This window comes from Streptomyces davaonensis JCM 4913 (genome assembly GCF_000349325.1).
In the GTDB taxonomy this organism is placed as follows: Bacteria; Actinomycetota; Actinomycetes; order Streptomycetales; family Streptomycetaceae; genus Streptomyces; species Streptomyces davaonensis.
Window position 1 is genome coordinate 2,744,473 of record NC_020504.1, and the last position, 23,857, is coordinate 2,768,329.

Annotated in this window: 23 protein-coding genes; 7 read left to right on the forward strand and 16 right to left on the reverse strand. The window is 71.6% G+C overall.

From position 1 onward, the window contains the following. Window positions 1-2 precede the first annotated feature (2 nt). The gene (locus BN159_RS11900; RefSeq protein ID WP_015657219.1) at window positions 3-1,208 is read left to right on the forward strand and encodes a sulfate adenylyltransferase subunit 1; all 1,206 of its coding nucleotides are present in this window, start codon (window positions 3-5) and stop codon (window positions 1,206-1,208) included. 22 nt (window positions 1,209-1,230) lie between these two features. Here BN159_RS11900 and BN159_RS11905 read toward each other — a convergent pair whose 3' ends face one another. Together BN159_RS11905 and BN159_RS11910 are read right to left on the reverse strand one after the other, a co-directional pair. Next, complete coding sequence (locus BN159_RS11905; protein WP_015657220.1) at window positions 1,231-3,498, reverse strand: bifunctional salicylyl-CoA 5-hydroxylase/oxidoreductase; 2,268 nt, start codon at window positions 3,496-3,498, stop codon at window positions 1,231-1,233. A gap of 2 nt (window positions 3,499-3,500) precedes the next feature. Beyond that, window positions 3,501-4,328, reverse strand: coding sequence for an enoyl-CoA hydratase family protein (locus BN159_RS11910; RefSeq protein WP_015657221.1), 828 nt, complete (start codon window positions 4,326-4,328; stop codon window positions 3,501-3,503). Between the two features lie 293 nt (window positions 4,329-4,621). Between BN159_RS11910 and BN159_RS11915 the strand changes: the two genes are divergently transcribed. Next, window positions 4,622-5,074 carry an ATP-binding protein gene (locus tag BN159_RS11915; protein WP_015657222.1) on the forward strand — a complete coding sequence of 151 codons (453 nt, stop codon included), beginning with the start codon at window positions 4,622-4,624 and terminating at the stop codon, window positions 5,072-5,074. A gap of 70 nt (window positions 5,075-5,144) precedes the next feature. On the opposite strand, the gene argF is transcribed toward BN159_RS11915, so the two are convergent. Both argF and BN159_RS11925 read right to left on the reverse strand, forming a co-directional pair. Beyond that, a complete protein-coding gene (gene argF / locus BN159_RS11920; protein ID WP_015657223.1) occupies window positions 5,145-6,173 on the reverse strand; it encodes an ornithine carbamoyltransferase in 1,029 nt (342 codons plus the stop codon). An 82-nt stretch (window positions 6,174-6,255) separates the two neighbouring features. Continuing rightward, window positions 6,256-7,479: an arginine deiminase gene (locus BN159_RS11925; protein ID WP_015657224.1), complete on the reverse strand. Its 1,224-nt coding sequence runs from the start codon at window positions 7,477-7,479 to the stop codon at window positions 6,256-6,258. 141 nt (window positions 7,480-7,620) lie between these two features. Here BN159_RS11925 and BN159_RS11930 point away from each other — a divergent pair, with 141 nt between their 5' ends. Continuing rightward, on the forward strand, window positions 7,621-8,661 hold the full coding sequence (locus BN159_RS11930) for an SPFH domain-containing protein (protein ID WP_015657225.1): 1,041 nt from the start codon (window positions 7,621-7,623) through the stop codon (window positions 8,659-8,661). Continuing rightward, on the forward strand, window positions 8,658-9,551 hold the full coding sequence (locus BN159_RS11935; RefSeq protein WP_015657226.1) for an NAD(+)/NADH kinase: 894 nt from the start codon (window positions 8,658-8,660) through the stop codon (window positions 9,549-9,551). Before BN159_RS11930 ends, BN159_RS11935 begins: the two co-directional genes overlap by 4 nt. Before the next feature lie 7 nt (window positions 9,552-9,558). On the opposite strand, the gene BN159_RS11940 is transcribed toward BN159_RS11935, so the two are convergent. From BN159_RS11940 to BN159_RS11950, 3 genes are all read right to left on the reverse strand, one after another. Then, complete coding sequence (locus tag BN159_RS11940) at window positions 9,559-12,096, reverse strand: polynucleotide kinase-phosphatase (protein ID WP_015657227.1); 2,538 nt, start codon at window positions 12,094-12,096, stop codon at window positions 9,559-9,561. Next, window positions 12,093-13,577 (reverse strand): 3' terminal RNA ribose 2'-O-methyltransferase Hen1, encoded by a 1,485-nt coding sequence (locus BN159_RS11945; protein WP_015657228.1) that lies wholly within the window; start codon window positions 13,575-13,577, stop codon window positions 12,093-12,095. Before BN159_RS11945 ends, BN159_RS11940 begins: the two co-directional genes overlap by 4 nt. A 160-nt stretch (window positions 13,578-13,737) precedes the next feature. Continuing rightward, entirely contained in the window at window positions 13,738-14,661 is a 924-nt protein-coding gene (locus tag BN159_RS11950; RefSeq protein WP_015657229.1) for an LLM class F420-dependent oxidoreductase, read from the reverse strand. 181 nt (window positions 14,662-14,842) lie between these two features. On the opposite strand from BN159_RS11950, the gene BN159_RS46160 reads away from it, so the two are divergent. Further along, on the forward strand, window positions 14,843-15,004 hold the full coding sequence (locus BN159_RS46160; protein WP_015657230.1) for a hypothetical protein: 162 nt from the start codon (window positions 14,843-14,845) through the stop codon (window positions 15,002-15,004). 61 nt (window positions 15,005-15,065) lie between these two features. Here BN159_RS46160 and BN159_RS11955 read toward each other — a convergent pair whose 3' ends face one another. The 5 genes from BN159_RS11955 to BN159_RS11975 form a co-directional block, all read right to left on the reverse strand. After that, on the reverse strand, window positions 15,066-15,548 hold the full coding sequence (locus BN159_RS11955; protein WP_041819133.1) for a DUF6099 family protein: 483 nt from the start codon (window positions 15,546-15,548) through the stop codon (window positions 15,066-15,068). 193 nt (window positions 15,549-15,741) lie between these two features. Next, window positions 15,742-16,068, reverse strand: coding sequence for a nucleotide pyrophosphohydrolase (locus tag BN159_RS11960; protein ID WP_015657232.1), 327 nt, complete (start codon window positions 16,066-16,068; stop codon window positions 15,742-15,744). After that, window positions 16,065-17,288, reverse strand: coding sequence for an AAA family ATPase (locus BN159_RS11965; protein ID WP_015657233.1), 1,224 nt, complete (start codon window positions 17,286-17,288; stop codon window positions 16,065-16,067). The genes BN159_RS11960 and BN159_RS11965 overlap by 4 nt, the downstream gene beginning before the upstream one ends. Before the next feature lie 235 nt (window positions 17,289-17,523). After that, window positions 17,524-17,916, reverse strand: a complete 393-nt coding sequence (locus tag BN159_RS11970) for a cell division protein SepF (protein ID WP_015657234.1) — start codon at window positions 17,914-17,916, stop codon at window positions 17,524-17,526. A 131-nt stretch (window positions 17,917-18,047) separates the two neighbouring features. Then, window positions 18,048-18,563, reverse strand: coding sequence for a YceI family protein (locus tag BN159_RS11975; protein WP_015657235.1), 516 nt, complete (start codon window positions 18,561-18,563; stop codon window positions 18,048-18,050). Between the two features lie 114 nt (window positions 18,564-18,677). Here BN159_RS11975 and BN159_RS11980 point away from each other — a divergent pair, with 114 nt between their 5' ends. Further along, entirely contained in the window at window positions 18,678-19,187 is a 510-nt protein-coding gene (locus tag BN159_RS11980) for a MarR family winged helix-turn-helix transcriptional regulator (protein ID WP_015657236.1), read from the forward strand. An 18-nt stretch (window positions 19,188-19,205) separates the two neighbouring features. Here BN159_RS11980 and BN159_RS11985 read toward each other — a convergent pair whose 3' ends face one another. The 3 genes from BN159_RS11985 to BN159_RS11990 all read right to left on the reverse strand — a co-directional run bounded on the left by BN159_RS11985 (window position 19,206) and on the right by BN159_RS11990 (window position 21,927). Further along, window positions 19,206-20,135, reverse strand: coding sequence for an MBL fold metallo-hydrolase (locus tag BN159_RS11985; RefSeq protein WP_015657237.1), 930 nt, complete (start codon window positions 20,133-20,135; stop codon window positions 19,206-19,208). Next, window positions 20,132-20,290 (reverse strand): hypothetical protein, encoded by a 159-nt coding sequence (locus BN159_RS43815; protein WP_231905603.1) that lies wholly within the window; start codon window positions 20,288-20,290, stop codon window positions 20,132-20,134. The genes BN159_RS11985 and BN159_RS43815 overlap by 4 nt, the downstream gene beginning before the upstream one ends. A 71-nt stretch (window positions 20,291-20,361) precedes the next feature. Continuing rightward, on the reverse strand, window positions 20,362-21,927 hold the full coding sequence (locus BN159_RS11990) for an acyl-CoA carboxylase subunit beta (protein WP_015657239.1): 1,566 nt from the start codon (window positions 21,925-21,927) through the stop codon (window positions 20,362-20,364). Between the two features lie 304 nt (window positions 21,928-22,231). Between BN159_RS11990 and BN159_RS11995 the strand changes: the two genes are divergently transcribed. Further along, window positions 22,232-22,945 carry an SDR family NAD(P)-dependent oxidoreductase gene (locus tag BN159_RS11995; RefSeq protein WP_015657240.1) on the forward strand — a complete coding sequence of 238 codons (714 nt, stop codon included), beginning with the start codon at window positions 22,232-22,234 and terminating at the stop codon, window positions 22,943-22,945. Window positions 22,946-22,966: 21 nt separating this feature from the next. Here BN159_RS11995 and BN159_RS12000 read toward each other — a convergent pair whose 3' ends face one another. Next, entirely contained in the window at window positions 22,967-23,851 is an 885-nt protein-coding gene (locus BN159_RS12000) for an aromatase/cyclase (protein WP_015657241.1), read from the reverse strand. Between the last annotated feature and the right edge of the window lie 6 nt (window positions 23,852-23,857).

Sequence of the window (23,857 nt, forward strand, 5' to 3'; positions counted from 1 at the left end):
GCATGAGCACCACCATCGACACCCTGAGGTTCGCGACGGCCGGTTCGGTCGACGACGGCAAGTCCACGCTGGTGGGGCGGTTGCTGCACGACTCGAAGTCGGTGCTGGCCGACCAGTTGGAGGCGGTGGAGCACGTCTCCCGGAACCGCGGGCAGGAGGCCCCCGACCTGGCTCTGCTGACGGACGGTCTGCGGGCCGAGCGCGAGCAGGGCATCACGATCGATGTGGCCTACCGCTACTTCGCCACGCCGCGGCGCCGGTTCATCCTGGCCGACACCCCGGGCCATGTGCAGTACACGCGGAACATGGTCACCGGTGCCTCCACCGCCGAGTTGGCGATCATTCTCGTCGATGCCCGCAACGGGGTCGTCGAGCAGACCCGCCGCCATGCCGCCGTGGCCGCGCTCCTCCGTGTCCCCCACGTGGTCCTCGCCGTCAACAAGATGGACCTCGTCGGGTACGAGGAGCGGGAGTTCGAGCGGATCGTCGAGGACTTCGCCGGTCACGCGGCCGAGTTGGGACTGCCCGGCTTCACCCCGATCCCGGTGTCGGCGCTCGTCGGGGACAACGTGGTGGACCGCTCGACGACCATGGACTGGTACCGGGGTCCCGCGCTGCTGGACTTCCTGGAGGAGGTCCCGGTCGGGGTCGAGGCGGCGGACGCCCCGGCCCGCTTCCCGGTGCAGTACGTCATCCGGGACGGCGAAGTCCGGCACTACGCGGGCCAGTTGGTGTCGGGCGCGCTGCGGGTGGGTGACCGGGTCACGGTGCATCCGTCCGGGGAAACCTCGCAGATCACGGGGATCGACGTGCTCGGGCGGGAGGTCGAGACGGCGTACGCGCCGCAGTCGGTGAGCGTGCGCCTCGCGGACCAGCGGGATGTGTCGCGCGGCGACCTGATCACCTCGGGGCTCGACGTACCGGCGCTCACCCGGGAGGTCCGGGCCGCGGTCTGCCATCTGGCCGACCGTCCGCTGAAGGTGGGCGACCGCGTCCTCGTACGCCACACCACGCGCACCGTGAAGGCGATCGTCCAGGACCTAGGCGGGGCGGAGTCGCTGACCGCGAACGACCTGGGCCGGATCTCGCTGCGTACGGCGGAGCCGCTGGCACTGGACGACTACGCGGTGTCCCGGCGCACGGGCGCCTTCATCGTGATCGACCCGACGGACGGCGCGACGCTGACCGCCGGGATGGTGGAGCTGTAGCCGGCACCACCCCTGGATGCCCTCAAGTCTCGAGCGTCAGGCGGGGCTTGGGGGCGTCCGTGCGTCCCGTCTGGGGGCGGCGGCTGCCTGCGCGGTACGGGGCCGGCCAGGTCACGCCCAGGCCGTCGTAGGACTGTTCCGCCGCCGCGTGCAGGGTCCAGTGCGGGTCGTAGAGGTGGGGGCGGGCCAGGGCGCACAGGTCGGTGCGGCCCGCCAGGATCAGGGAGTTGACGTCGTCCCAGGAGGAGATCGCGCCGACCGCGATCACCGGGACGCCGACGGTGTTGCGGATCCGGTCGGCGTACGGCGTCTGGTACGAGCGCCCGTACTCCGGTCGCTCCTCGGCCACGACCTGCCCGGTGGAGACGTCGATGGCGTCGGCTCCGTGCGCGGCGAAGGCGCGGGCGATCTCCACGGCGTCCTCGGCCCCGGTGCCGCCCTCGGCCCAGTCCGTGGCGGATATACGGACGGTCATGGGCCGTTCCTCGGGCCATACGCCCCGGATCGCGTCGAAGACCTCCAGAGGGAAGCGCAGGCGCTTGTCCAGGGAACCGCCGTAGGCGTCCGTGCGGTGGTTGGTGAGCGGGGAGAGGAAGCCGGAGAGCAAGTAGCCGTGCGCGCAGTGCAGTTCGAGGAGGTCGAACCCGGCGCGGGCTGCCCGCCAGGCGGCGGAAGTGAACTGTTCGCGCAGGTCGTTGAGTTGGTCACGCGTCAGCTCGCTCGGGGTCTGGCTGTCCGGTCGGTACGGGATCGGGGAGGCGGCCACCAGGGGCCAGTTGCCGTCGGGCAGCGGCTCGTCGATGCCCTCCCACATCAGCTTGGTCGAGCCCTTGCGCCCGCTGTGCCCGAGCTGCACGCCGATCGCGGTGCCGGGTGCCTGCGCGTGCACGAAGTCGGTGATCCGCCGCCACCCCTCGGCCTGTTCACCGGTGTACAGGCCGGTGCAGCCGGGGGTGATCCTGCCCTCCGCGCTGACGCACACCATCTCCGTCATCACCAGACCGGCGCCGCCGAGGGCACGCGCGCCCAGGTGGACGAGGTGGAAGTCGCCGGGGAGGCCGTCGACGGCGGAGTACATGTCCATCGGTGAGACGACGACCCGGTTGCGCAGGGTCAGGTCGCGCAGCCGGAACGGGGTGAACATCGGTGGCGTACCGGGCGGGCAGCCGAATTCCCGCTCCACCGACTCCGTGAAGCGGGCGTCGCGCAGCCGGAGGTTGTCGTGGGTGACGCGGCGGCTGCGGGTGAGGAGGTTGAAGGCGAACTGGCGGGGCGGCTGGCCGAGGTACAGGCCGAGGTTCTCGAACCACTCCAGGCTGGCGCGGGCGGCGCGCTGCGTGGAGGCGACGACCGGCTTGCGCTCCTCCTCGTAGGCCGCCAGCGCCCGCTCCACGGACGGCTGTTCCTCCAGGCAGGCGGCGAGGGCGAGGGCGTCCTCCACGGCGAGCTTGGTGCCGGAGCCGATGGAGAAGTGCGCGGTGTGGGCGGCATCGCCGAGCAGCACGATGTTCTCGTGCGACCAGTGTTCGTTGACGACCGTGCGGAAGGTGGTCCAGGCGGATTTGTTGGAGTGGAGGGGGTGTCCGCGCAGGGGGTCCGCGAAGATCTTGGCGCAGCGTTCGATGGAGTCGGGGACGTCCAGGTCCGCGAAGCCGGCGGCGCGCCAGACCTCCTCGCGCATTTCGATGATGACCGTCGAGGCATCGGGCGCGTAGGGGTAACCGTGCAGTTGCATCACGCCGTGTTCGGTCTCGGCGATCTCGAAGCGGAAGGCCTCGAAGGGGAAGTCGGTGGCCAGCCAGATGTAGCGGCAGTGGTGGGTGGTCACGTGGGGGCGGAACACATGGGCGTATGCCTCGCGGGTGGTGCTGTGCACACCGTCGGCGGCGATGACGAGGTCGTGGGTCTCGGCCAGCCAGGCGGGGTACGGGGCCTCGGAGTCGAAGCGGAGGTCCACGCCCAGGGCGCGGCAGCGGTTGTGCAGGATCTCCAGGAGACGCTTGCGGCCCAGGGCTGCGAAGCCGTGTCCTCCGGAGGTGTGGCGGGTGCCCCGGTGGGTGATGTCTATGTCGTCCCAGCGGGTGAAGTGGCGCTGTAGGGCTGCGTAGACCTGGGGGTCGGCGTGTTCGATGCCGCCCAGGGTTTCGTCGGAGAGGACCACTCCGAAGCCGAAGGTGTCGTCGGGGGCGTTGCGTTCCCAGACGGTGATTTCCCGGGCGGGGTCCAGGCGTTTCAGCAACGCTGCGGCGTAGAGCCCCCCAGGACCGCCACCGACAATCGCCACTCTCATGGTCAGCGCCCCTTCCACTTCGGAGGGCGCTTTGCCGTGAACGCCTTGTGGAACTCCGCGTAGTCCTCCCCCGTCATCAACAGGGCCTGCGTTGCCGCGTCCATCTCCACCGCCGCCGCCAGCGGCATGTCCAGCTCCGCCGTCAGCAGCGCCTTCGTCTGGGCGTACGCCAGTGCCGGGCCCTCGGACAGGCGGCGGGCCAGAGTCGCCGCCGCCTCGTCCGCTCCGCCTTCCTCCGTCAGTTCGCTGATCAGGCCGATGCGCTCCGCCTCGGGGGCGTGCACCGGCTCGCCCAGCATCAGCAGGCGGGTCGCATGGCCGAGGCCCACGACGCGGGGCAGGAGATACGCCGCGCCCATGTCGCCGCCGGACAGGCCGACCCGGGTGAAGAGGAAGGCGAAGCGAGCCGTCGGATCGGCCACTCTGAAGTCCGACGCCAGCGCGAGTACCGCCCCCGCGCCCGCCGCCACACCGTGGATCGCGGCGATCACCGGGAACGGGCACTCCCGGATCGCCCGCACCACCTGGCCGGTCATCCGGTTGAAGTCCAGCAGTTGGGCCGTGTCCATGGAGAGGGTCTCGCCGATGATCTCGTCCACGTCACCGCCGGAGCAGAATCCGCGCCCCTCCCCGGCCAGCACCAGGGCCCGTACCGCCCGCTCCCGGGACAGCTCGGCGAGGAGGTCGCGCAGGTCGGCGTAGGCGCCGAAGGTGAGGGCGTTGAGCTTCTCCGGGCGGGCGAGAGTGACCGTGGCGACGCCGTCGGTGAGCTCCACACGCAGATGCCGCCAGCGTTCGGTGCGGGCGGCGGAGCCGGTGAAGGGACTCATGGCGGGCGGCCTCCTCGGGCGGACTGCGGGCGGCGCTGTCTCACTGAGGTCTACCCCTCGAAGTTATCACCCATCCGTGACTGTCGTCAGGATGGCGCGATACGTCACCGTCGCGACCTGGGTGTCACGGATCGTCGACGCCCCGGTAACGGTGGGATCAGGCGTGCGAGGCGAGGCGTTCACCCGGGTAAGCCGCTCGCTACGGGGCCGAAGGTCCCGGACGGTGCCCGACTGAGGACTCTGCTGGCGGGCGCCGTACCATTCATAAGGTTGAAAGCAGCGCAGGCTGCTTGATGAACGGACCCGCCGTGCACGATCGCCTCCCCTCCCCCGCCTCCTGGCGCATCGCACTGCCGCACACCACCGCGGCGGTGCCGGTCGCACGCGCCCTGGTCCGTACCGCGCTGGCCGAGCTGGAGCACAGCGCCGACGGCGACACCGCCGAGCTGCTGACCGCCGAGCTGGTCGCGAACGCCGTGGAGCACGCGGCGGGCGAGGGGCCCATAGAGCTGGTGGTGGAGCTGTTGCCGACCGGCTGCCAGGTCGAGGTCCACGACCCGGACCCGGCACCGCCGGGGAATCTCACGCACCCGAGCGACGGAGAGCCCGACCCCTGGCAGGAGCACGGCCGGGGGCTGCTGCTGATCCGAGCCCTCAGCTCATCCTGCGGCCACCGGCCGACTGCGTCGGGCAAGGCCGTGTGGTTCCGGTTGCCGACGGTGCCGACACAGCGCCGGCCACGGTAGCGCCCCTAGGGGCGCGGGGAACTGCGCGACCGGCCACAGCCGGCCGGCAGTCGGCACACAACGCGAACCCCTACGACGCCCTGCGCCCCCGACCCAGCGTAGCGACGAGCACCGCCTTGATCGTGTGCATCCGGTTCTCCGCCTCGTCGAAGACCACCGAGTGCGACGACTCGAAGACCTCGTCCGTGACCTCCAGCGAGTCCAGCCCATGGGTCTCGAAGATCTCGGCGCCCACCTTCGTACCCAGGTCATGGAAGGCCGGGAGGCAGTGCAGGAACTTCACGTCCGGGTTGCCGGTGGCCCGCAGGACGTCCATGGTCACCGCGTACGGGACCAGCGCCTTGATCCGCTCGTCCCAGACCTCCTTGGGCTCGCCCATGGAGACCCAGACGTCGGTGGCGACGTAGTCCGCGCCCAGGACGCCCTCCGCCACCGACTCGGTGAGGGTGATCGCAGCGCCGCTGCCCTCGGCCAGCCGCCGCGCCTCGGCGACGACCTCCTCGTTCGGCCAGTACGCCTTCGGCGCGACGATCCGGACGTCCATGCCGAGCAGGGCGCCGGTGATCAGGTAGGAGTTGCCCATGTTGAAGCGGGCGTCACCGAGGTAGGCGAAGGAGATGCCGTCGTCCAGGGTCTTCGGGGTGTGCTCCAGCATCGTCAGGACGTCGGCGAGCATCTGGGTGGGGTGCCAGTCGTCGGTGAGGCCGTTGTAGACCGGCACCCCCGCATACGCGGCCAGCTCCTCGACCTTCTCCTGGCTGTCCCCGCGATACTCGATGGCGTCGAACATCCGCCCGAGCACCCGCCCGGTGTCCTTGACCGACTCCTTGTGCCCGATCTGCGAGCCGGAGGGGTCGAGATACGTCGTGGAGGCGCCCTGGTCGGCGGCGGCGACCTCGAAGGCGCAGCGGGTGCGGGTGGACGTCTTCTCGAAGACCAGCGCGATGTTCCGGCCGCGCAGGTACTGGATCTCGGTCCCGGCCTTCTTCGCGGCCTTCAGCTCGGCGGCCAGCTCGATCAGACCGCGGAACTCCTCCTCGGTGAAGTCCAGCTCCTTGAGGAAGTGGCGGCCGGCGAGGGCGGTCGGGACTGTCGCCATGGGGGCGCTCCAGAGTGATGTGAACACAAGACCTTGGAAGTCTATACGACGTTCCACATTTCTATACAGGCCCCCGCTATTTCTATACAGGCCCCCGCTCGACCGGGCAGCTCATGCACCGCGGGCCGCCCCTCCCCCGCCCCAGCTCGCTCCCCGGGATCTCGATGACCTCGATGCCCTGCTTGCGCAGGTGAGTGTTGGTGGTGGAGTTGCGCTCATAGGCCACGACCACGCCGGGCTCGACCGCGAGGACATTGCAGCCGTCGTCCCACTGCTCACGCTCGGCCGCGTGCACATCCTGCGTGGCGGTCAGCACCCGGATCTCGCTCAGGCCGAGCGCGGCGGCGATCGCGCGGTGCATGTGCTCCGGCGGGTGGTCGGTGACCTTGAGCTCCTTGCCGTCGACGCCCGGTTCGATGGTGTACGAGCGGAGCATGCCGAGCCCGGCGTACTGGGTGAAGGTGTCGCCGTCGACCATCGTCATCACTGTGTCGAGGTGCATGAAGGCCCGCCGCTTGGGCATGTCGAGCGCCACGATCGACTCGGCGGAGCCCGCGGCGAACAGTTTGTGGGCGAGCATCTCGACGGCCTGCGGGGTGGTTCTCTCACTCATCCCGATCAGCACGGCGCCGTTGCCGATCACCAGCACATCGCCGCCCTCGATGGTCGAGGGATAGTCGGCCTGACCCTCGGACCAGACATGGAACGTTTCCTCGCGGAACAGCGGGTGGTGCCGGTAGATCGCCTCGAAGTGCACGGTCTCGCGCTGGCGGGCGGGCCAGCGCATCGCGTTGACCGAGACGCCGTCGTAGATCCAGGCGGAGGTGTCCCGGGTGAAGAGGTGGTTGGGGAGCGGGGCGAGGAGGAAGTCGTCGAGGTCCATGGCGTGGAAGCGCACGGAGGTCGGTTCCGGGTGGGCGCCCAGGAACTCCCGCTTGGTCATGCCGCCGACCAGGGCCTCCGCCAGCTCGGGGGCGGGCAGGTTCTCGAAGGCGGCGCGCAGATGGTCGGTGGCGAGGACGCCGTACTCCTTCTCGTCGAAGACGCGGTCCAGGACGAGGGTGCGGGCCGCCGGGATCGCCAGAGCCTCGGTGAGCAGGTCGCCGAAGAGGTGGACGGTGACACCGCGGTCGCGCAGGACGTCGGCGAAGCCGTCGTGCTCGGCGCGCGCCCGGCGCACCCAGAGCACATCGTCGAAGAGCAGCGCGTCCTTGTTGCTGGGGGTGAGCCTTTTGAGCTCCAGATCCGGCCGGTGCAGGATGACGCGGCTGAGCCGCCCGGCCTCGGAGTCGACGTGGAATCCCATGCCTCCATCCTGACCACCAGGGGCGATATTCACCCCCTTCTTGACCACTTCCCTCGCAAACCCTGCCGATTCTCGTCCTCTTGACGACAAGCGCGCCTCCACTTATCGTCGGTATGACGAAAATCTGCGAGGGGGTCGCTCATGGCCGACATCACCCGGCGCCTCGGCTGGCGCCATCTGCGGGGCGCGCCGACGGCGCACATCCGGCACCACCGCTCGGGCAAGCTGGCGCACGACGGGCCCGGGATCAGCTTCTGGTTCCGGTCGCTGAGCGCCGCGCTGTCCGAAGTCCCGGTCGACGACCAGGAGTTGGCGATGACCTTCCATGCCCGTACGGCCGACTTCCAGGACGTGGCGGTACAGGCGACGGTGACGTATCGCGTCAGCGATCCGGCCGTGGCCGCCGCCCGGCTGGACTTCTCCATCGACCCCGACACCGGGGCCTGGCGCGGCACCCCGCTGGAGCAGCTCGGCACGCTGCTGACCGAGACGGCCCAGCAGCACGCGCTTGACGTCCTGGCCCGTACGCCGCTCGCGGCGGCCCTGGTGGACGGGGTGAGTGCGGTCCGGGAACGGGTCGCCGCGGGCCTCGCCGCCGAGCCGCGACTGCCCGCCACCGGCATCGAGATCGTGGCCGTGCGCGTGGTGGCCCTGCGTCCGGAGCCGGAGGTCGAGCGGGCCCTGAAAACGCCGGCCCGTGAGCTGATCCAGCAAGAGGCCGACCGGGCCACCTACGAACGACGCGCCGTCGCCGTCGAGCGGGAGCGCGCCATCGCCGAGAACGAACTGGCCAGCCAGATCGAACTCGCCCGCCGCGAGGAGCAGTTGGTCGAACAGCGCGGCACCAACGAACGCCGCAAGGCGCAGGAACAGGCGGCGGCCGACGCGGTGCGCGCCGAGGCGGAGGCCGCGCGGGCGGTACGGCTCGCCGATGCCGAGGCCACCCGGTCGGTACGGCTCGCGCGCGCCGAGGCCGAGGGTGCCCGTGCGGTGGGCGAGGCGAAGGCCGAGGCGCAGGCCGCCTGGCTGCGGGTGCACGCCGAGGTGGACGTCGCCGTCCTGCGCGCCCTGACCGGGACGCGGCTCGCGGAGAACCTGCCCCGGGTGGACAGCGTCACGATCTCGCCGGACGTGCTCACCGGACTGCTCGCCAAGCTCGGCGGCGACGGGGAGCGGGCGTGAGCCTCGCGCCGCGCGCCGTGCTGGTCCATCGCACCACGGAGTACGAGGAGTTGGTGGCCCGGCACGGCACGCACGGGCAGGCCGCCTACTTCCTGCGCTCCCGGGGCCGGGACATCGAGGAGGTCGCCGAACGGCACCACCGCACCCGACGGGCGCTGGCCGAGGTGGTCTCCGCGATCCCGCTGACCTGGCGTCAGGCCCGGGTCGAGCGCGCGGACCTGGACCGCTTCCTGTTCGCGCCGCAGGACGTGGTGGTCGTGGTCGGCCAGGACGGGCTCGTCGCGAACGTCGCCAAGTATCTGGCGGGGCAGCCGGTCATCGGCATCGACAGCGATCCCGGGCGCAACCCGGGTGTCCTGGTACGGCACCGGCCCGCCGATGCGGCAAAGCTGCTGGCCTCATCCGGAACGACTCCTGCCGACGAACTCACCATGGTCGAGGCCGTCGCCGACGACACCCAGCGCCTGGTCGCGCTGAACGAGATCTATCTGGGTGCCGCCGGACACCAGACGGCCCGCTATCGCCTGGGCCTGGAGGACGACGGGGGTGTCGTCGAGGCCCAGGCCTCGTCCGGGGTGCTGGTCGGCACCGGGACGGGGGCGACCGGCTGGCTCCGGTCGGTGTGGCAGGACCGGGGAGGGCGGCTGCGGCTGCCCTCCCCGGCGGAGGAACGCCTGCTGTGGTTCGTCCGCGAGGCCTGGCCCTCCCCGGCCACCGGGACGTCCCTGGTGGCCGGGGAGCTGACCGCCGCGGCCCACCTCACCCTCACCGTCGAGTCCGAACGCCTGGTGGCCTTCGGAGACGGCATGGAGACCGACTCGCTGGAGCTGACCTGGGGACAGTCGGTGCGGGTCGGGGTGTGCCGGGAGCGGCTGCGGCTGGCCGGCTAGTGCCCGGTCACAGCCGAGGGTCGACCGGCTCGGATTCCAGGGCCAGTACGCCGAACACCGCCTCGTGCACCCGCCACAGCGGCTCGCCCTCGGCCAGGCGGTCCAGTGCCTCCAGGCCGAGCGCGTACTCGCGGATCGCGAGCGAGCGCTTGTGGTTGAGGAAGCGGCGGCGCAGCCGGGTGAGGTTGTCCGGGCGCGTGTACTCGGGACCGTAGATGATCCGCAGGTACTCGCGGCCCCGGCACTTGATGCCGGGCTGCACCAGGCGGCCCTCCGGACTGCGCACCAGCGCGCCGAGCGGCTTGACGACCATGCCCTCGCCGCCGCGGCCGGTCATCTCCAGCCACCAGTCGACGCCCGCCCGCACCGACTCCGGGTCGGCGGTGTCGACGTAGAGGCGCCGGGTGGTCCGGAGCAGGCCCGAACCGTCGTGCTCCACCAGCCGGTCGAGGAGCGCCAGCTGCTCGTCGTGCGGGAGCCCGGCGAGGCTGCGGCCCTGGACCGCCAGGATCTGGAACGGCGCCAGGCGGACGCCGTCCAGGCCCTCGGTGGTCCAGCAGTAGCGGCGGTACGCGTCGGTGAACGCGGCGGCGTCCACGGCCCGTTCGCGCTGCCGCGCCAGCAGGTCCGTCACGTCGACCCCGCGGGCAGCGGCGCCCTCCAGCGCGGCCAGCGCGCCCGGGAACACCGCCCCGGAGGCGGCGCCGACGGCCGCGTACTGCGAGCGCAGCAGCCCGGACGCCTTCAGCGACCAAGGCATCAGCTCGGCGTCCAACAGCAGCCAGTCCGTGTCGAGTTCGTCCCACAGTCCAGCCTCGCCCGCGGCCTGACGGACGCGGCCGAGGATCTCCTCGGTCACCGACTCGTCGTCGAGGAAAGGCCGTCCAGTGCGGGTGTACAGGGCTCCGGTCTGGCCGTCGACGCCGAACCGCCGCTTCGCGGCCTCCGCGTCCCGGCACACCAGCGCCACCGCCCGCGAGCCCATGTGCTTCTCCTCGCACACGACCCGCGCGACACCGTCCTCCCGGTACTGCGCGAACGCCTCCTCCGGGTGCTCCAGGTAGCCCTCGACCTGAGAGGTCGCCGTCGGCGCCATGGTCGGCGGCAGGTACGGCAGCAGCCGCGGGTCGACCGCGAAGCGGCTCATGACCTCCAGGGCCGCCGCCGCGTTCTCCTCCCGGACGGTGATCCGTCCCGCGTGCCGGGTCTCCACCGTCCGGCGCCCGTGCACGTCCGCCAGGTCCAGCGGCCGCCCGTCCTGCCCGCCCGGCGCCTCGGAGCGCAGCGGCTTGGTCGGCTCGTACCAGACCTGCTCGGCCGGTACGTCGACCAGCTCTCGCTCCGGATAGCGCAGCGCGGTGAGCTTGCCGCCGAAGACGGCACCGGTGTCCAGGCAGATGGTGTTGTTGAGCCACGTGGCCTCGGGGACCGGAGTGTGGCCGTAGACCACAGCGGCCCGGCCTCGGTAGTCCTCCGCCCACGGGTAGCGCACCGGCAGGCCGAACTCGTCGGTCTCCCCGGTGGTGTCGCCGTACAGCGCGTGCGAGCGGACCCGGCCGGAGGTGCGGCCGTGGTACTTCTCCGGCAGACCGGCGTGGCAGACGACCAGCTTGCCCTCGTCGAGGACGTAGTGGCTGACCAGGCCGTCGATGAACTCCCGTACCTGGCGCTTGAACTCCTCGCTCTCGCCCTCCATCTGCTCGACGGTCTCGGCGAGGCCGTGCGTGTGCTGGACCTTGCGGCCCTTGAGGTAACGGCCGTACTTGTTCTCGTGGTTGCCCGGGACGCAGAGAGCGTTGCCGGAGCCGACCATCGACATCACCCGGCGCAGCACGCCGGGACTGTCGGGGCCGCGGTCGACGAGGTCGCCGACGAAGACCGCGGTGCGGCCGTCCGGGTGGACGCCGTCGACGTAGCCCAGCTTGCCCAGCAGCGACTCCAGTTCGGCGGAGCAGCCGTGGATGTCGCCGATGATGTCGAAGGGGCCGGTGAGGTGGGTCAGGTCGTTGAAGCGCTTCTCGGTGACCACGGTGGCGTGCTCGATCTCTTCGACGCCGCGCAGCACATGCACCTTGCGGAAGCCCTCGCGCTCCAAGTGCCGCAGGGAGCGGCGCAGTTCGCGGATGTGGCGCTGGATGACCCGGCGGGGCATGTCGGCACGGTCGGTGCGGGCCGCGTTGCGCTCGGCGCACATCTCCTCCGGCACGTCCAGCACGATGGCGATCGGCAGCACGTCGTACTGCTTGGCCAGCGCGATCAGCTGCTTGCGCGCGTCGGACTGGACGCTGGTGGCGTCGACGACCGTACGGCGGCCGGCCGCGAGCCGCTTGCCCGCGATGTAGTGCAGGACGTCGAAGGCGTCCCGGGTGGCGCTCTGGTCGTTCTCGTCGTCGGAGACCAGGCCCCGGCAGAAGTCCGAGGAGATCACCTCGGTGGGCTTGAAGTGGCGCCGGGCGAAGGTGGACTTGCCCGAGCCGGAGGCGCCGACGAGGACGACGAGGGAGAGATCGGTGACGGGCAGGGTGCGCCCCTGGGTCTCGGTCATGCGGCCTTCGCCTCCTTGTCGGCGCGGTCGGTGGACGGGTTGGTGTCGAGCTCGAAGACGGCCATCTGGGTGGGCGGTCCCACCTCGGGGTCGTCGGGTCCGACGGGGACGAACTCCACGGTGTAGCCGTGCCGTTCGGCCACCGCCTCGGCCCAGGTGCGGAACTCCGCGCGGGTCCACTCGAAGCGGTGGTCGCCGTGCCGGACGTGCCCGGCCGGGAGGGACTCCCAGCGGACGTTGTACTCCACGTTCGGGGTGGTCACCAGCACGGTCCGGGGGCGGGCGGCGCCGAACACCGCGTACTCCAGTGCGGGCAGCCGCGGCAGGTCGAGGTGCTCGACGACCTCGCTGAGCACGGCCGCGTCGTAGCCCTTGAGCCGGTGGTCGGTGTAGGCGAGCGAGCCCTGGAACAGCTTGACGCGGGACGCCTGCCGCTCGCCCATGCGGTCCAGCTTGAGGCGGCGCGAGGCGATGGTGAGCGCCCGCATCGAGACGTCGACGCCGACGATCTCGGTGAACGCGCTGTCCTTGAGCAGCGCCTGCACCAACTGGCCCTGGCCGCAGCCGAGATCGAGCACCCGGGCGGCTCCGGCGGCGCGCAGCGCGGCGAGGATCGCGTCCCGGCGCTGCACGGCGAGCGGGGTGGGCCGCGCCTCCTCCTCGGCCTCGGCCTCGACCGCGTTGTCCAGGTCCTCGACCTCGCTGTCGTCGGCCTCGGCGAGCCGCACGAGCTCAAGGCGTTCCATCGCCTCGCGCGTCAGCGACCAGCGGCGGGAGAGATAGCGGCTGGTGATCAGCTTGTGCTCGGGGTGGTCGGCCAGCCAGCCCTCGCCGACCCGCAGCAGCTTGTCGACCTCGTCGGAGGCGACCCAGTAGTGCTTGGCGTCGTCCAGGACCGGGAGCAGGACGTAGAGGTGGCGCAGCGCCTCGGCGAGGGTGCGCTCCTCGGATTCGAGCAGGAGCCGCACATACCGGGAGGCACCCCACTCGGGGAACTGCTCGTCGAGGGCGACCGGTTCGACGGTGACCGTCCAGCCGAGCGGCTCGAACAGGCGCTGGACGAGCGCCGGGCCGCCGCGGGCGGGCAGTGCGGGCACCTCCACGCGCAGCGGCAGCGGCTCGGCGGCGCGCTCCGGGCGGGCGGTGCACACGCCCCGCATGGCGCTGGAGAACACCGCGCTGAGCGCCACCGCGAGCAGCGAGGAGGCCGCGTACGGGCGATCGTTGACGTACTGCGCGAGCGCCGCGTCGGGGGCGCCGCCGCGGCCCTTGCCCTTGCCCCGCTTGACCAGTGCCACCGCGTCGACCTCCAGCAACAGCGCCGCCGTGCAGCGCTCGGCATTCGCCTCTGGGTAGAGGACGTGGGCCTTGCCGTAGGACGTGGAGAACGCCTGGGCCTTCTCGGGATGCTTGTGCAGCAGGAAACCGAGGTCGGTGGCGGGACGTTCCGGGGTGCCGGTGGTGCTGATCGTCAGGAACATGGGCAGGGCCTCTGAGGCTCGATGGACAGGTTCGTCGCCGTACGGCGAAGGCCCCCAGGAGGGTGATCCTGGGGGCCTTCAGGACGACGGTCACACCTTCGCACACCGGGCGCGACCGGCGCCTTTGTTTATTCCTACGGTTCCGGCGCTTCGTGCGGTACTACGACAGCTGCGACTGGACCTCGGAGGAGATCAGCTCCAGGTGGTCGAGGTCGGAGAGGTCGAGGAGCTGGAGGTAGATCCGGCGGGAGCCGATCTCGGCGTAGCGGCCGATCCTGTCGACCACCTCGGCCGGGGAGCCTGCCAGGCCGTTGCTCTTGAGTTCGTCCACCTCGCGGCCGATGGCGGCGGCGCGGCGGGCGACCTCCGCGTCGTCCTTGCCGACGCAGACGACGAGGGCATTGGAGTACGTCAGCGCGTCGGCGCCGCGGCCCGCCGCCTCGGCCGCGGCCCGGACCCGGCCGAACTGGCGCTCGCTGTCCTCGATGCTCGCGAAGGGCATGTTGAACTCGTCGGCGTACTGGCCCGCGAGGCGCGGGGTGCGGGTGGCGCCGTGGCCGCCGATCAGCACCGGGATCCTGGACTGGGCGGGCTTGGGCAGCGCGGGCGAGTCGGTGAGGTCGTAGTAGGTGCCGTGGAAGTCGAAGGTCTTGCCGGGTTCGGTGGCCCACAGGCCGGTGACGATGGCGAGCTGTTCCTCCAGGCGCGCGACCTTCTCCTTCGGGAAGGGGATGCCGTACGCCTTGTGCTCCGCCTCGAACCAGCCCGCGCCGAGGCCGAGTTCGATACGGCCGCCGGACATCTGGTCGACCTGCGCGACCTGGATGGCGAGCACACCGGGGAGGCGAAACGTCCCTGCGGTCATCAGGGTGCCGAGGCGGATGCGCTTGGTCTCGCGGGCGAGTCCGGCCAGGGTGATCCAGGCATCGGTGGGGCCGGGCAGGCCGTCCACGGAGCCCATTTTCAGATAGTGATCCGACCGGAAGAATGCGTCGAAGCCCAAGTCCTCAGTGGCCTTCGCCACGGTGAGCAAGGTGTCGTAGGTGGCCCCCTGCTGGGGCTCGGTGAAGATGCGAAGATCCATACCTCCATCCTGCACGGCCGGGTGGTGGTCAACCCCGTCGACCCCTCCGGCCCCACTCCGCCACGGTCGGGTGAAAATCGCGGGTCGCGCACCGTGGGCGGCTGCGGGCCAGTGACCCGGTTCGGTGATGATCGTTGGCTCGGGCGGAGCCGGACCGGCCGGCTCCCCGAGGAGGCGGTCAATGTCCGATGAATCCCAGCCGAAGGGGCTGCTCCAGCAGATGGAGGAGCTGATGGCGGCGCTGAACGCGGATCTGTCCGCGCTGGACAAGGATTTCCAGTCGGCCGGGGGCTCGGGGCGGGGCGCGGGCGCGACGGCGGGAGCGAGGGAGGACGGCGACTAGGCGTTGCGTCCAGGGGGTTGCGTCCGAGGAGGGGGTCACGTTCGAGGGGCCTGCGCCCCGCTCAGCCCGCTTCTCTCTCGGACTGCCGTAACACCTGGTCTCTGTCCCGGTCCGCGAGCTTGCGGAGCATCTCCAGGACCCGGTCGCGGGACTCGTCCGCCGCGTCGATGGCCTCCATGCACTGCCAGTAGGTGCCCTCGTCGTCCGCCGCGCTCGCCAGGCCGACGAGGGCGATGCCGACCTCGCCGAGGAGGCCGCCGAGGTACATCAACGCCTGGCGGGCGTCGCCCAGTTCGCCGAGCTGGGCCGCGCGCAGGTCCTTGGTGTCGAGTTCGGGGGTGTCCAGCACCCCGCAGCCCCGGCCCGCCAGCTCGGTCAACCCCAGTGCCTCGCCGCGCAGTTCGGGTGGGCCGAAGACCGCGAGCCGGCTGCCTATCGCCTGCGCCAGGGCCTGTGCCTGCCACACCTCGGTCATGATGTCCGGCGCGCGCTCGGTCCCCGCGAGGGCGCGCCTGCTCGTCACGATGAGCCGCACCGCATCCATGCGCTGCCCCCGTCTGTCCGACGCGCTCATGGCACGTCCGCCCGAACTCCGTTGTTCACTACCCAGAGTGAGGGTGTGTGAGACGAAAAGCCAGAGGAAGACGGAAATCTGTGGACAACAAATCGGCTTCGGGCGGCTGAACAGACACGCAGAGTGAAAGTGGATTGTTGGACTCCCGGACGTGGTCCAGGAGTCACGGCGCCGGGAAGCGCCGTTCGTTCCGGTCGATCTTGGCGGCGAGGGCGGCGAGCGGGTCGATGTCGAGCACCTCGCACAGCTGAAGCAGGTAGGCGAGCACATCGGCGACCTCGTCGGTGACCCGGTGCGCGGTGTCGGGGTCGGACATCACCCGCGCCGACTCCTCCGGGGTCAGCCACTGGAAGATCTCGACCAGTTCGGAGGCCTCCACGCTGAGCGCGGCGACGAGGTTCTTGGGGGTGTGGTACGGCTGCCAGTTGCGGGCCGCGGCGAACTCGGCCAGCCTGCGCTGGAGCTTCGCCACATCGAGGTCTTCGGTCACGGGTTCAGGTCTACCACCGCGGCCCCGGGCGTTCCGCGGGCCCAGGCCGGGTCGCCGGCCGTGCCGAGGAGGCGGATGTGGCCGCGTTCGCCCATCCGGGCCGCGAGGGCGAGCAGTTCGGTGCGCTGGCGTGGGTCGAGGGCGCGTTCGAGGCCGTCCGTGAGGACGGTGAGGGTCCGCATGGCGGGGGGCACCTCGCCGGGCGGGTCGACCTCCAGCACTCCGGGGCCGGTGAGCAGGACCAGGGTGAGCGCGAGGTAGCGCAGTTCGCCGTCGCCGAGGCGGCCGAAGTCCGTGCGGTTGCCGTCGCCCCGGTCCAGGACGCCCCGGACGGTGCCGTCGCCGAGCGGTTCGGCGAGAACGTCGGTGACGGGGCCGAGGCATCCGGCGCGGACGGCCGTGACGAACTGCTGATGGCGGCGGGCGCATTCCTGGCGGGTGCGCCACAGGACGTCGGCGAGGTTGTCGCAGCCGCCGAGGAGCCGGCCCGGGCCGATCGGGACGGGGACGCGCATCCAGTCGGGGCGGGGATCGCAGGGGAAGACCGAGCGCAGGGCGACGACCATCTGCTCGGCGGCGGCGAGGACCCTGCGCTGTCCGTCCGTCTTCCCGGCTACGCGCAGGGGCAGCAGGGCGGTGCCGAGGTGGTCGTCGGGGAGTGGGGCGCGGGTGACCGGCGCGGATCCGGCGGTGTGCCAGGCGGCCTGCACGGCGCGGCGCCCGGGATCGCGCAGGGCGGTCTCCAGGAGGGTGACGCCGTCGGCGGTCAGCCGCTCACCGACGATGCGCAGGTCGGGTTCGGCCTGTACGGCGACGTCGAGCCGGACCGGGCCTTCGGGTCCGTCGGCGGTGCATCCGATACGGAAGCCCCGGCGCCGCTGGGCGTCGGGGCGTGCCCCGTCGGGGACACAGGAGACGGGGTCCGGGAACACCTCGGCGAGCGGGGCACCGGAACCGAGCCGGGCGAGCGCCTCGTAGGCCCGCAGCGCGGTCGTCTTGCCGCATCCGCTGGGCCCGGCGAGCACCGTGACAGGCCCGAGCGGCACCCCGACCCGCCGGTGCCCGGCGAAGGCGGAGAGCCGTAACTCGCTGATGTGGGGACGTGCGGGCCCGGCAGCAGTTGCGGGGCGGGGCGCACGCGTGGAGGGCTCCGGTGGCGGCTCGGACGCGGTGGACTCGGGGACATGACGGGACGTCCCGGGGATGGAGGGCACGGGCATATGCGGACCGTAGGACTCCGTCGGAGGGTGAACCGTTTTGGCGGTGGAAGCTTCCTACGATCGGGGGACGCCGCGGCCCTGTCCCGCTTCCGGGCCGCGGGGGTGAGGCCCCGGGCGGGTTCGAGCATGGCGCGAGGCCGACGCAGATCCTGTTGCCCCGAGCGAGCCCGGAACGCTGGTGTCGGCCACAACCGCGCGGGCCATCGAAAGGAGTTCGCGGCCGACTCCGCCGGGGTCAGGGCCCCGGGACGCCCGCGCCTTCCATGATTCCGCTCACCTCGGTGCCGTTCGGCGTCAGCAGGAAGACGTTGCGGTCGACCCGGTGCATGCCGCTGGACAGGCCGAAGACGACGCCGGTGCTGAAGTCGAGGACGCGCTTGGCGACCTCGGTCTCGGCTCCGGTGAGGTCGAGCAGGACCGGGATCCCGGCCATCAGCGTCTCGGCGACCTCACGGGCGTCGCCGAAGACGTTCACCCGCAGCACGACGAAGCGGCGGCGCGGCTCCGTGTCGGCCTCCGGGTGCGCGCGGTGGTCCACGGCGGACGGCCACGCGTCCCGGCCGCGCAGGGGTACGACCTGGGCGAGCCCCTCCCACTGTTCATCGGTGACGTCGTAGCGGCGATTCACCGGATCCCCCCGAACTGACTGGTACGCAAAACCTGCACCGGCCAATTCTTACGCCAAGTCACCCGTTCGGCCCAACTGCGACACGGACGGCGACCGGGGAAACCTCCGCGATCGCCGCGCGGAGGGGCGGCTCAGGCGTCCCGGCGGGTGAAGCGGAGGGTGGCGGTGACCGTAGTGAGACCGCGCATCATGCCGAGTTGGTTCCAGCCCATGCCGAACTGCTCGCGGTCGACGGTGAACTCGGCCTCCAGGGTGACCGAGGAGGCGTCGGACCCGGCCAGGCGGGCGGTGACGGGCTGCGGCCTGCTGATGCCGCGGACGGTCAGCTGCCCGTCGACGTGCACGGCGTCGGCGCCGCGCAGTTCGGCGCCGCGCACCGCGAAGGTGAGCTCGGGGTGGTTGTCGGCGTCGAAGAAGTCGGCGCCGCGCAGGTGCTCGTCGCGCTTGGCGCTCTTGGTGTCCAGGGAGGTCGCGTCCAGGGTGACGGTACCGACGGCGGACCCGTCGGGCCGTACCTCGCCCTGCCCCGCGACGCCGGTGAAGGCGCCCTTCACGGTGACCAGACCCCACATCGTCTTGTGCTTGAGGGCAACGGTGGTGGCGGCGGGGTCGAGCTGCCACAGTCCGGTCTCAACGGCGACGGTCATGGTCCTGCACTCCTCGGATGGGTACTTCAAATTTGGATGACTCTCACGCTAACCGACGATCCAAATTTGAACAAGCCTCTCGTCCAAAATTGGACAACAGGTAGAATCGACGCTATGGCCGACCCGCAGGAGACTCCTACCGACCAGCTCGGATGCCCCGCCGCGTCCGCGGACAGCCTGCTCCCGGCCGAGCTGCGCTCCTGGATGCGGATGCTGGCCGCGACGGCGGCGGTGGAGCAGCGGCTGCGCTCGGTGGTCAAGGAGACGCTGGACGTCTCCCACGACGAGTTCCTGATCCTCTGCCTGCTGGCCGAGCAGCCCCGCGAGGGGCTTCGGATGAGCCGGATCGCGGAGCTGCTGGGCCGGCCGAAGACCCGGCTGACGTACCAGATCGCCTGCCTTCAGCACGCCGGGCTGGTCACCCGGCAGTCGGTCTGCGGTGACAAGCGGGGGATCGAGGTCGGCCTCACGGCCAAGGCCCGCGAGCTGCTGACGCAGGCCTCCGGGACGCTCGCGGGGACGGTCACCGAGGCCCTGGGGGAGATCTTCGGCCCCGCCGAGCGCGAGGCGATGTGCGGGCTGGTGCCCGGACTCGACGAGGAGACCTCGGGCTCGGGGCGGTGAACGCCCCGAGCCGCGCCGTCACGCGTGGCAGGTGGGCAGGCTCCCGCCGTTGTACGTGATCATCTCGCCGAAGGCCTCCGCCACGTCCACCGTCCGGCCGGAGGCGATCGCCTCGCGTTCGTCCAGTTCGGCGTAGGCGCGGTGGAGGTTGCCGACGACGCGCTCGAACTCCGTGAGGTGGCTGAAGGCGCCCTTGCCGGCCTCCTTCGCCGCGACCAGCGGAGTCAGCCCCTGGGCCCGCCCCTCCGCCGCCACCCGCTGGATCCAGCGCAGGTACTCCTCCGTCTCGTCCAGGACCTCGGGGCCCCGGACCGGACCGTGGCCGCACACCACCGTGCGGGGCCTGAGGGCGCGCAGGCGGGCCAGCACGGCCAGGGAGCCGGAGACCGAGCCCATCAGGACGAACGGGGAGCTGCCCGCCATCGCGACGTCCCCGGCGAACAGGACCCGCTCCTCGGGCAGCCACGCCACCACGTCGTCGTTGGTGTGCGCGGGGCCCAGGTGCAGCAGCCGGATCTCGCGGTCGCCCCGGTACAGGGTCAGCTCGTCCGTGAAGGTGAGGTCCGGCAGCCGTACCGACAGCTCGCCCCACGCCACGTCCGGCCAGACCCCCGTGAGGGCCAGGCCGTTCTTGACCATCTCGGCGCGGGTGCGGGCGTGCGCCACGACCGTCGCGCCGCCGAACGCGCCGTTGCCGTGGGTGTGATCGCCGTGGTGGTGGGTGTTGACCAGCACCCGGACCGGGCCCCGGCCGAGCCCGTCCACGGCCTCCCGCAGCGCCGCCGCCCGGGCCGCGGTGGCCGCCGTGTCGACGAGGACCAGGCCCTCGGGACCGGCGATCACGCCCGCGTTGCTCAGGCACCAGCCCCCGTCGGGCTGGAGGTGGACGTACACGCCGTCGGCGACCTCGGTCAGCTCGGTCCGCAGCTCGGTGACCGGTCCGCTCATGACATCGCCGCCCAGTACGGGTACCCCGGCGCCGCCCAGCTCGTCCCCCCTCCGGTGGTCTGCGCCCAGGACACCGCGGGCGGCTGGAGCGGCAGCGGTTCGCCCTCCGCCTGCCCGTCCTGGCGGCCGGAGAGGGCCAGCAGGACCGTGAGCACGGCCGAGAGTTCTTCCGGTGTGGGTTCGCCTCGTAGCACTCGTATCACCCGTTCCTCGGAGTCCGCCCCGCTCACTGGGGCTGGTTCCCGTGCTTGCGGGAAGGCCGGTCGGCGTGCTTGCGGCGCAGGGTGCGCAGGGCGTCGATCAGCCGGGCGCGGGTCTCCGCCGGGTCGATCACGTCGTCCACCAGGCCACGCTCGGCGGCGTAGTAGGGGTGCATCAGCTCCGAGCGGTACTCCTTCACCAGCTGCTCGCGGGTCGCCTGCGGGTCGTCGGACGCGGCGATCTCCCGCCGGAAGACGACGTTCGCCGCGCCCTCCGCGCCCATCACCGCGATCTCGTTGGACGGCCAGGCGAAGGAGACGTCGCAGCCGATGGACCGGGAGTCCATGACGATGTACGCGCCGCCGTACGCCTTGCGCATGATCAGCTGGACCCGCGGCACCGTCGCGTCGCAGTACGCATACAGCAGCTTGGCACCGTGCCGGATGATCCCGCCGTGCTCCTGGTCCACGCCGGGCAGGAAGCCGGGCACGTCGACGAGGGTGAGCAGCGGGATGTTGAAGGAGTCGCAGAACCGCACGAACCGCGCCGCCTTCTCGGAGGCCTGGATGTCCAGCGCACCGGCCTGCACCATCGGCTGGTTGGCGATGACGCCGGTGACGTCGCCGCCCATCCGGACCAGCGCGCAGACCACGTTGCGGGCCCAGTTCTCGTGGACCTCGAAGAGGAACCCGTCGTCGACGATCTCCTCGATGACGTCCCGGACGTCGTAGGAGGCGCGCGGGTCGGCCGGGACCAGGTCGAGCAGGGCCTCGGTGCGCCGGTCGGCGGGGTCGGACTCGGCCACCTGGGGCGCGAGTTCGCGGTTGTTCGAGGGGAGCAGGGAGAGCAGGAAGCGGACGTTCTCCAGGCACTCCTCCTCGTCGTCGAAGACGGCGTGGGCCACCCCGGAGGAGGTGGAGTGCGGGTCGGCGCCGCCGAGCCCGTCCATGGTGATCTCCTCGCCGGTCACCGCCTGGACGACATCCGGTCCGGTGATGAACATCTGCGAGGTGCCGCGCACCATGAACACGAAGTCGGTGAGCGCCGGCGAGTAGGCGGCGCCGCCCGCGCACGGGCCCATGATGACGCTGATCTGCGGGATGACCCCGGAGTTGCGTACATTGCGGGAGAAGATGCCGCCGTATCCGGCGAGCGCGGTGACGCCCTCCTGGATCCGGGCGCCGGCGCCGTCGCACAGGCCGATCACCGGGGAGCCGGCCGCAGTCGCGAGATCCATCAGCTTGTGGATCTTCTGCGCGTGCGCCTCGCCGAGGGCACCGCCGAAGATCCGGAAGTCATGGGCGTAGACGAAGGCGGTACGGCCGTTGACGCGGCCCCAGCCGGTGATCACACCGTCGGTGTGCGGGCGGCGGGCCTCCAGGCCGAAGCCGGTCGCCCGGTGCCGGCGCAGGCCCTCGGTCTCGGTGAAGGTGCCCTTGTCGAAGAGCAGGTCGATCCGTTCGCGTGCGGTCAGCTTCCCCTTGGCGTGCTGTGCCTGGGTCGCCCGCTCCGAGGGACCGCGGTGCACCGACTCGCGCAGTTCCAGCAGTTCGGCCGTCCGTTCCCGGAGTGGAGGGGTAGTGCGGTCCATTGACGCTCCTCACAAGTCGTCAAGAGGCCTGTAGGGCCTGTTCCGAGTTCCCCGTCGTCCGCGCGCAGCGACACCGCACGGCGAGGGTGCGGCCGGGCGTCGGGGCGCAGGCGGGGAACTCGGAACAGGCCCTAGCCCCTTCTCGGAACGCGTGGCCGACAGAGTGCGTCGGGGGGCTGGAGCGCTGGTGGAGTGGGGCTTAAGCACGCCCACCAGGGCGTCGAGCCGCATTCAACCGGCGCGAAGCAGAATCAGGGCGTCCGCACGGGAAATTCCGCACGGGGGACGAAGGGAAGTGGGTCTCATGACGTACCCGTCCGGTGAAGAGCCCCTCGGAGTCAGTCGATTTCCCGCGGCCGGGGCACCGGTCGCCCTGGTGACGGAGTGCGCCTCGGGGATCGGGGAGGCCGTGGCGCGGCGGCTCGCGGCCGAGGGGCTGCGGGTGGTCGTGAACTGCGAGCACAGCGCCCGAACCGGTGAGCGGCTCGCGGCGGAGCTGCCCGAGGCGATGTGCTTCGCCGCCGACACCGCGGTGCGCGAGCAGGCCGAGGCGCTGGTCGCGGCGGTCGTCGAGCGGTACGGCCGACTGGATGTGCTGGTGAACTCCGCGGGCGTGACGCAGGTCCCGCTCCAGCGGGACGGCGAGGCGGCGGACGCCGAGGTGCTGCGGAAGATCTTCGACGTCCATGTCCTCGGGACCTGGCAGATGTGCGTGGCCGCGATGCCGCTGCTGCGGGCGGGCGGCGACGGGTGCGTGGTCAACGTGTCGACGGTGACGGGCGTACGCCCGGCCGCCGGCTCCGTGCCGTACGCCGTGAGCAGGGCGGCCCTGGACAACATCACCCGGCTGCTGGCGGCGGTGACCGGTCCCGAGGTCCGGGTGCACGCCTTGGCACCCGGACCGCCGGACGCCTCCGCCCTCCACCACCCGGGCACGCCGGAGGAGGTGGCCGAGGCCGTGCTGGCGATGGTGCGCTCCCACCTGCCGTCCGGTCAGGCGCTGACACCCCTGCGCTGACCGGACGGGCCCGCGCAGGGGCTACGGCCGTCGCGTCTCCGCGAACTCCTTCGCCCGCCGCAGGGTCGCCCTGCTGTTCGTGCCCAGCGCGTTGCGCACCGTCTCCCGGGCCTTGGGGTCGGCCAGGATCACGCTGTGCCGGGACGTCGCCAGGGTCGTGCCGTCGGGCAGCGCGTCCAGCCGCCACTCCCCGGTGTGGGCGACCAGCACCGTCGGCGTGCGGATCTGCTTGTAGGCGATGCTGCCGACCTCGGGCCTGCACACCCGTACCGACTCGCTGTGGTGCAGGATCCCGTCGGGGCCGCGGGTCTCCATCGCCATGCGCTGGATGCCCGGGGCCTCGTCGGTGAGGTCCAGCGAGGCCACGTGCGGCAGCCGCTCCGGCCAGCGGTCGGCGTCGTGGAGGAAGCCGTAGACGATCTGCGGAGGCGCCGTGATGCGCAGGCTGTCCTCGAAGGTGTACGGCGTCCTGGGGTTCTCGGCGGCGATCCGCACCCCCGCCAGCTCGGCCGGAGTGTTCTGGTGCAGGGTGTGCAGGACGAAGTGCTCGTCGGTGAACGCCTCGAACTCGTGGTGGAGTTCGAGCAGGGTCTCGCCGCCGCCGAGGTCCTTGGCCAGCCAGCGTCCGCTCATCGAGGCCAGCGGCGCGGCCGGTTCCTCCTGGCGGAAGTCGACGGTCAGGGCGTGCGGGTCGAGGACCCGCTCGGAGGTCCAGCTGCGGATCTCCGAGCCCGCGAACGCCCAGATGCGGATGCGCTCGCGGCCCTCGGTGCGCGGGCCGCCCTCGACGTACTCGGCGTGGATGTTCGGCTCGAACATCAGCGGCCAGACGGTCACATCGGCGACGAGCGCGTGGACGGCCTGCGCGGGCGCCGCGATCCGGGTGGTGTGGACGGTGTTCGGCATGCCGGT

What these genes read in the sequence shown, in the direction of transcription:
- BN159_RS11900 (WP_015657219.1), top strand. Translation starts at nt 3, where the DNA reads ATGAGCACCACCATCGACACCCTGAGGTTCGCGACGGCCGGTTCGGTC.
- BN159_RS11905 (WP_015657220.1), bottom strand. Translation starts at nt 3,498, where the DNA reads ATGAGAGTGGCGATTGTCGGTGGCGGTCCTGGGGGGCTCTACGCCGCA.
- BN159_RS11910 (WP_015657221.1), bottom strand. Translation starts at nt 4,328, where the DNA reads ATGAGTCCCTTCACCGGCTCCGCCGCCCGCACCGAACGCTGGCGGCAT.
- BN159_RS11915 (WP_015657222.1), top strand. Translation starts at nt 4,622, where the DNA reads ATGAACGGACCCGCCGTGCACGATCGCCTCCCCTCCCCCGCCTCCTGG.
- argF (WP_015657223.1), bottom strand. Translation starts at nt 6,173, where the DNA reads ATGGCGACAGTCCCGACCGCCCTCGCCGGCCGCCACTTCCTCAAGGAG.
- BN159_RS11925 (WP_015657224.1), bottom strand. Translation starts at nt 7,479, where the DNA reads ATGGGATTCCACGTCGACTCCGAGGCCGGGCGGCTCAGCCGCGTCATC.
- BN159_RS11930 (WP_015657225.1), top strand. Translation starts at nt 7,621, where the DNA reads ATGGCCGACATCACCCGGCGCCTCGGCTGGCGCCATCTGCGGGGCGCG.
- BN159_RS11940 (WP_015657227.1), bottom strand. Translation starts at nt 12,096, where the DNA reads ATGACCGAGACCCAGGGGCGCACCCTGCCCGTCACCGATCTCTCCCTC.
- BN159_RS11945 (WP_015657228.1), bottom strand. Translation starts at nt 13,577, where the DNA reads ATGTTCCTGACGATCAGCACCACCGGCACCCCGGAACGTCCCGCCACC.
- BN159_RS11950 (WP_015657229.1), bottom strand. Translation starts at nt 14,661, where the DNA reads ATGGATCTTCGCATCTTCACCGAGCCCCAGCAGGGGGCCACCTACGAC.
- BN159_RS46160 (WP_015657230.1), top strand. Translation starts at nt 14,843, where the DNA reads ATGTCCGATGAATCCCAGCCGAAGGGGCTGCTCCAGCAGATGGAGGAG.
- BN159_RS11955 (WP_041819133.1), bottom strand. Translation starts at nt 15,548, where the DNA reads ATGGATGCGGTGCGGCTCATCGTGACGAGCAGGCGCGCCCTCGCGGGG.
- BN159_RS11965 (WP_015657233.1), bottom strand. Translation starts at nt 17,288, where the DNA reads ATGCCCGTGCCCTCCATCCCCGGGACGTCCCGTCATGTCCCCGAGTCC.
- BN159_RS11975 (WP_015657235.1), bottom strand. Translation starts at nt 18,563, where the DNA reads ATGACCGTCGCCGTTGAGACCGGACTGTGGCAGCTCGACCCCGCCGCC.
- BN159_RS11980 (WP_015657236.1), top strand. Translation starts at nt 18,678, where the DNA reads ATGGCCGACCCGCAGGAGACTCCTACCGACCAGCTCGGATGCCCCGCC.
- BN159_RS11985 (WP_015657237.1), bottom strand. Translation starts at nt 20,135, where the DNA reads ATGAGCGGACCGGTCACCGAGCTGCGGACCGAGCTGACCGAGGTCGCC.
- BN159_RS11990 (WP_015657239.1), bottom strand. Translation starts at nt 21,927, where the DNA reads ATGGACCGCACTACCCCTCCACTCCGGGAACGGACGGCCGAACTGCTG.
- BN159_RS11995 (WP_015657240.1), top strand. Translation starts at nt 22,232, where the DNA reads ATGACGTACCCGTCCGGTGAAGAGCCCCTCGGAGTCAGTCGATTTCCC.
- BN159_RS12000 (WP_015657241.1), bottom strand. Translation starts at nt 23,851, where the DNA reads ATGCCGAACACCGTCCACACCACCCGGATCGCGGCGCCCGCGCAGGCC.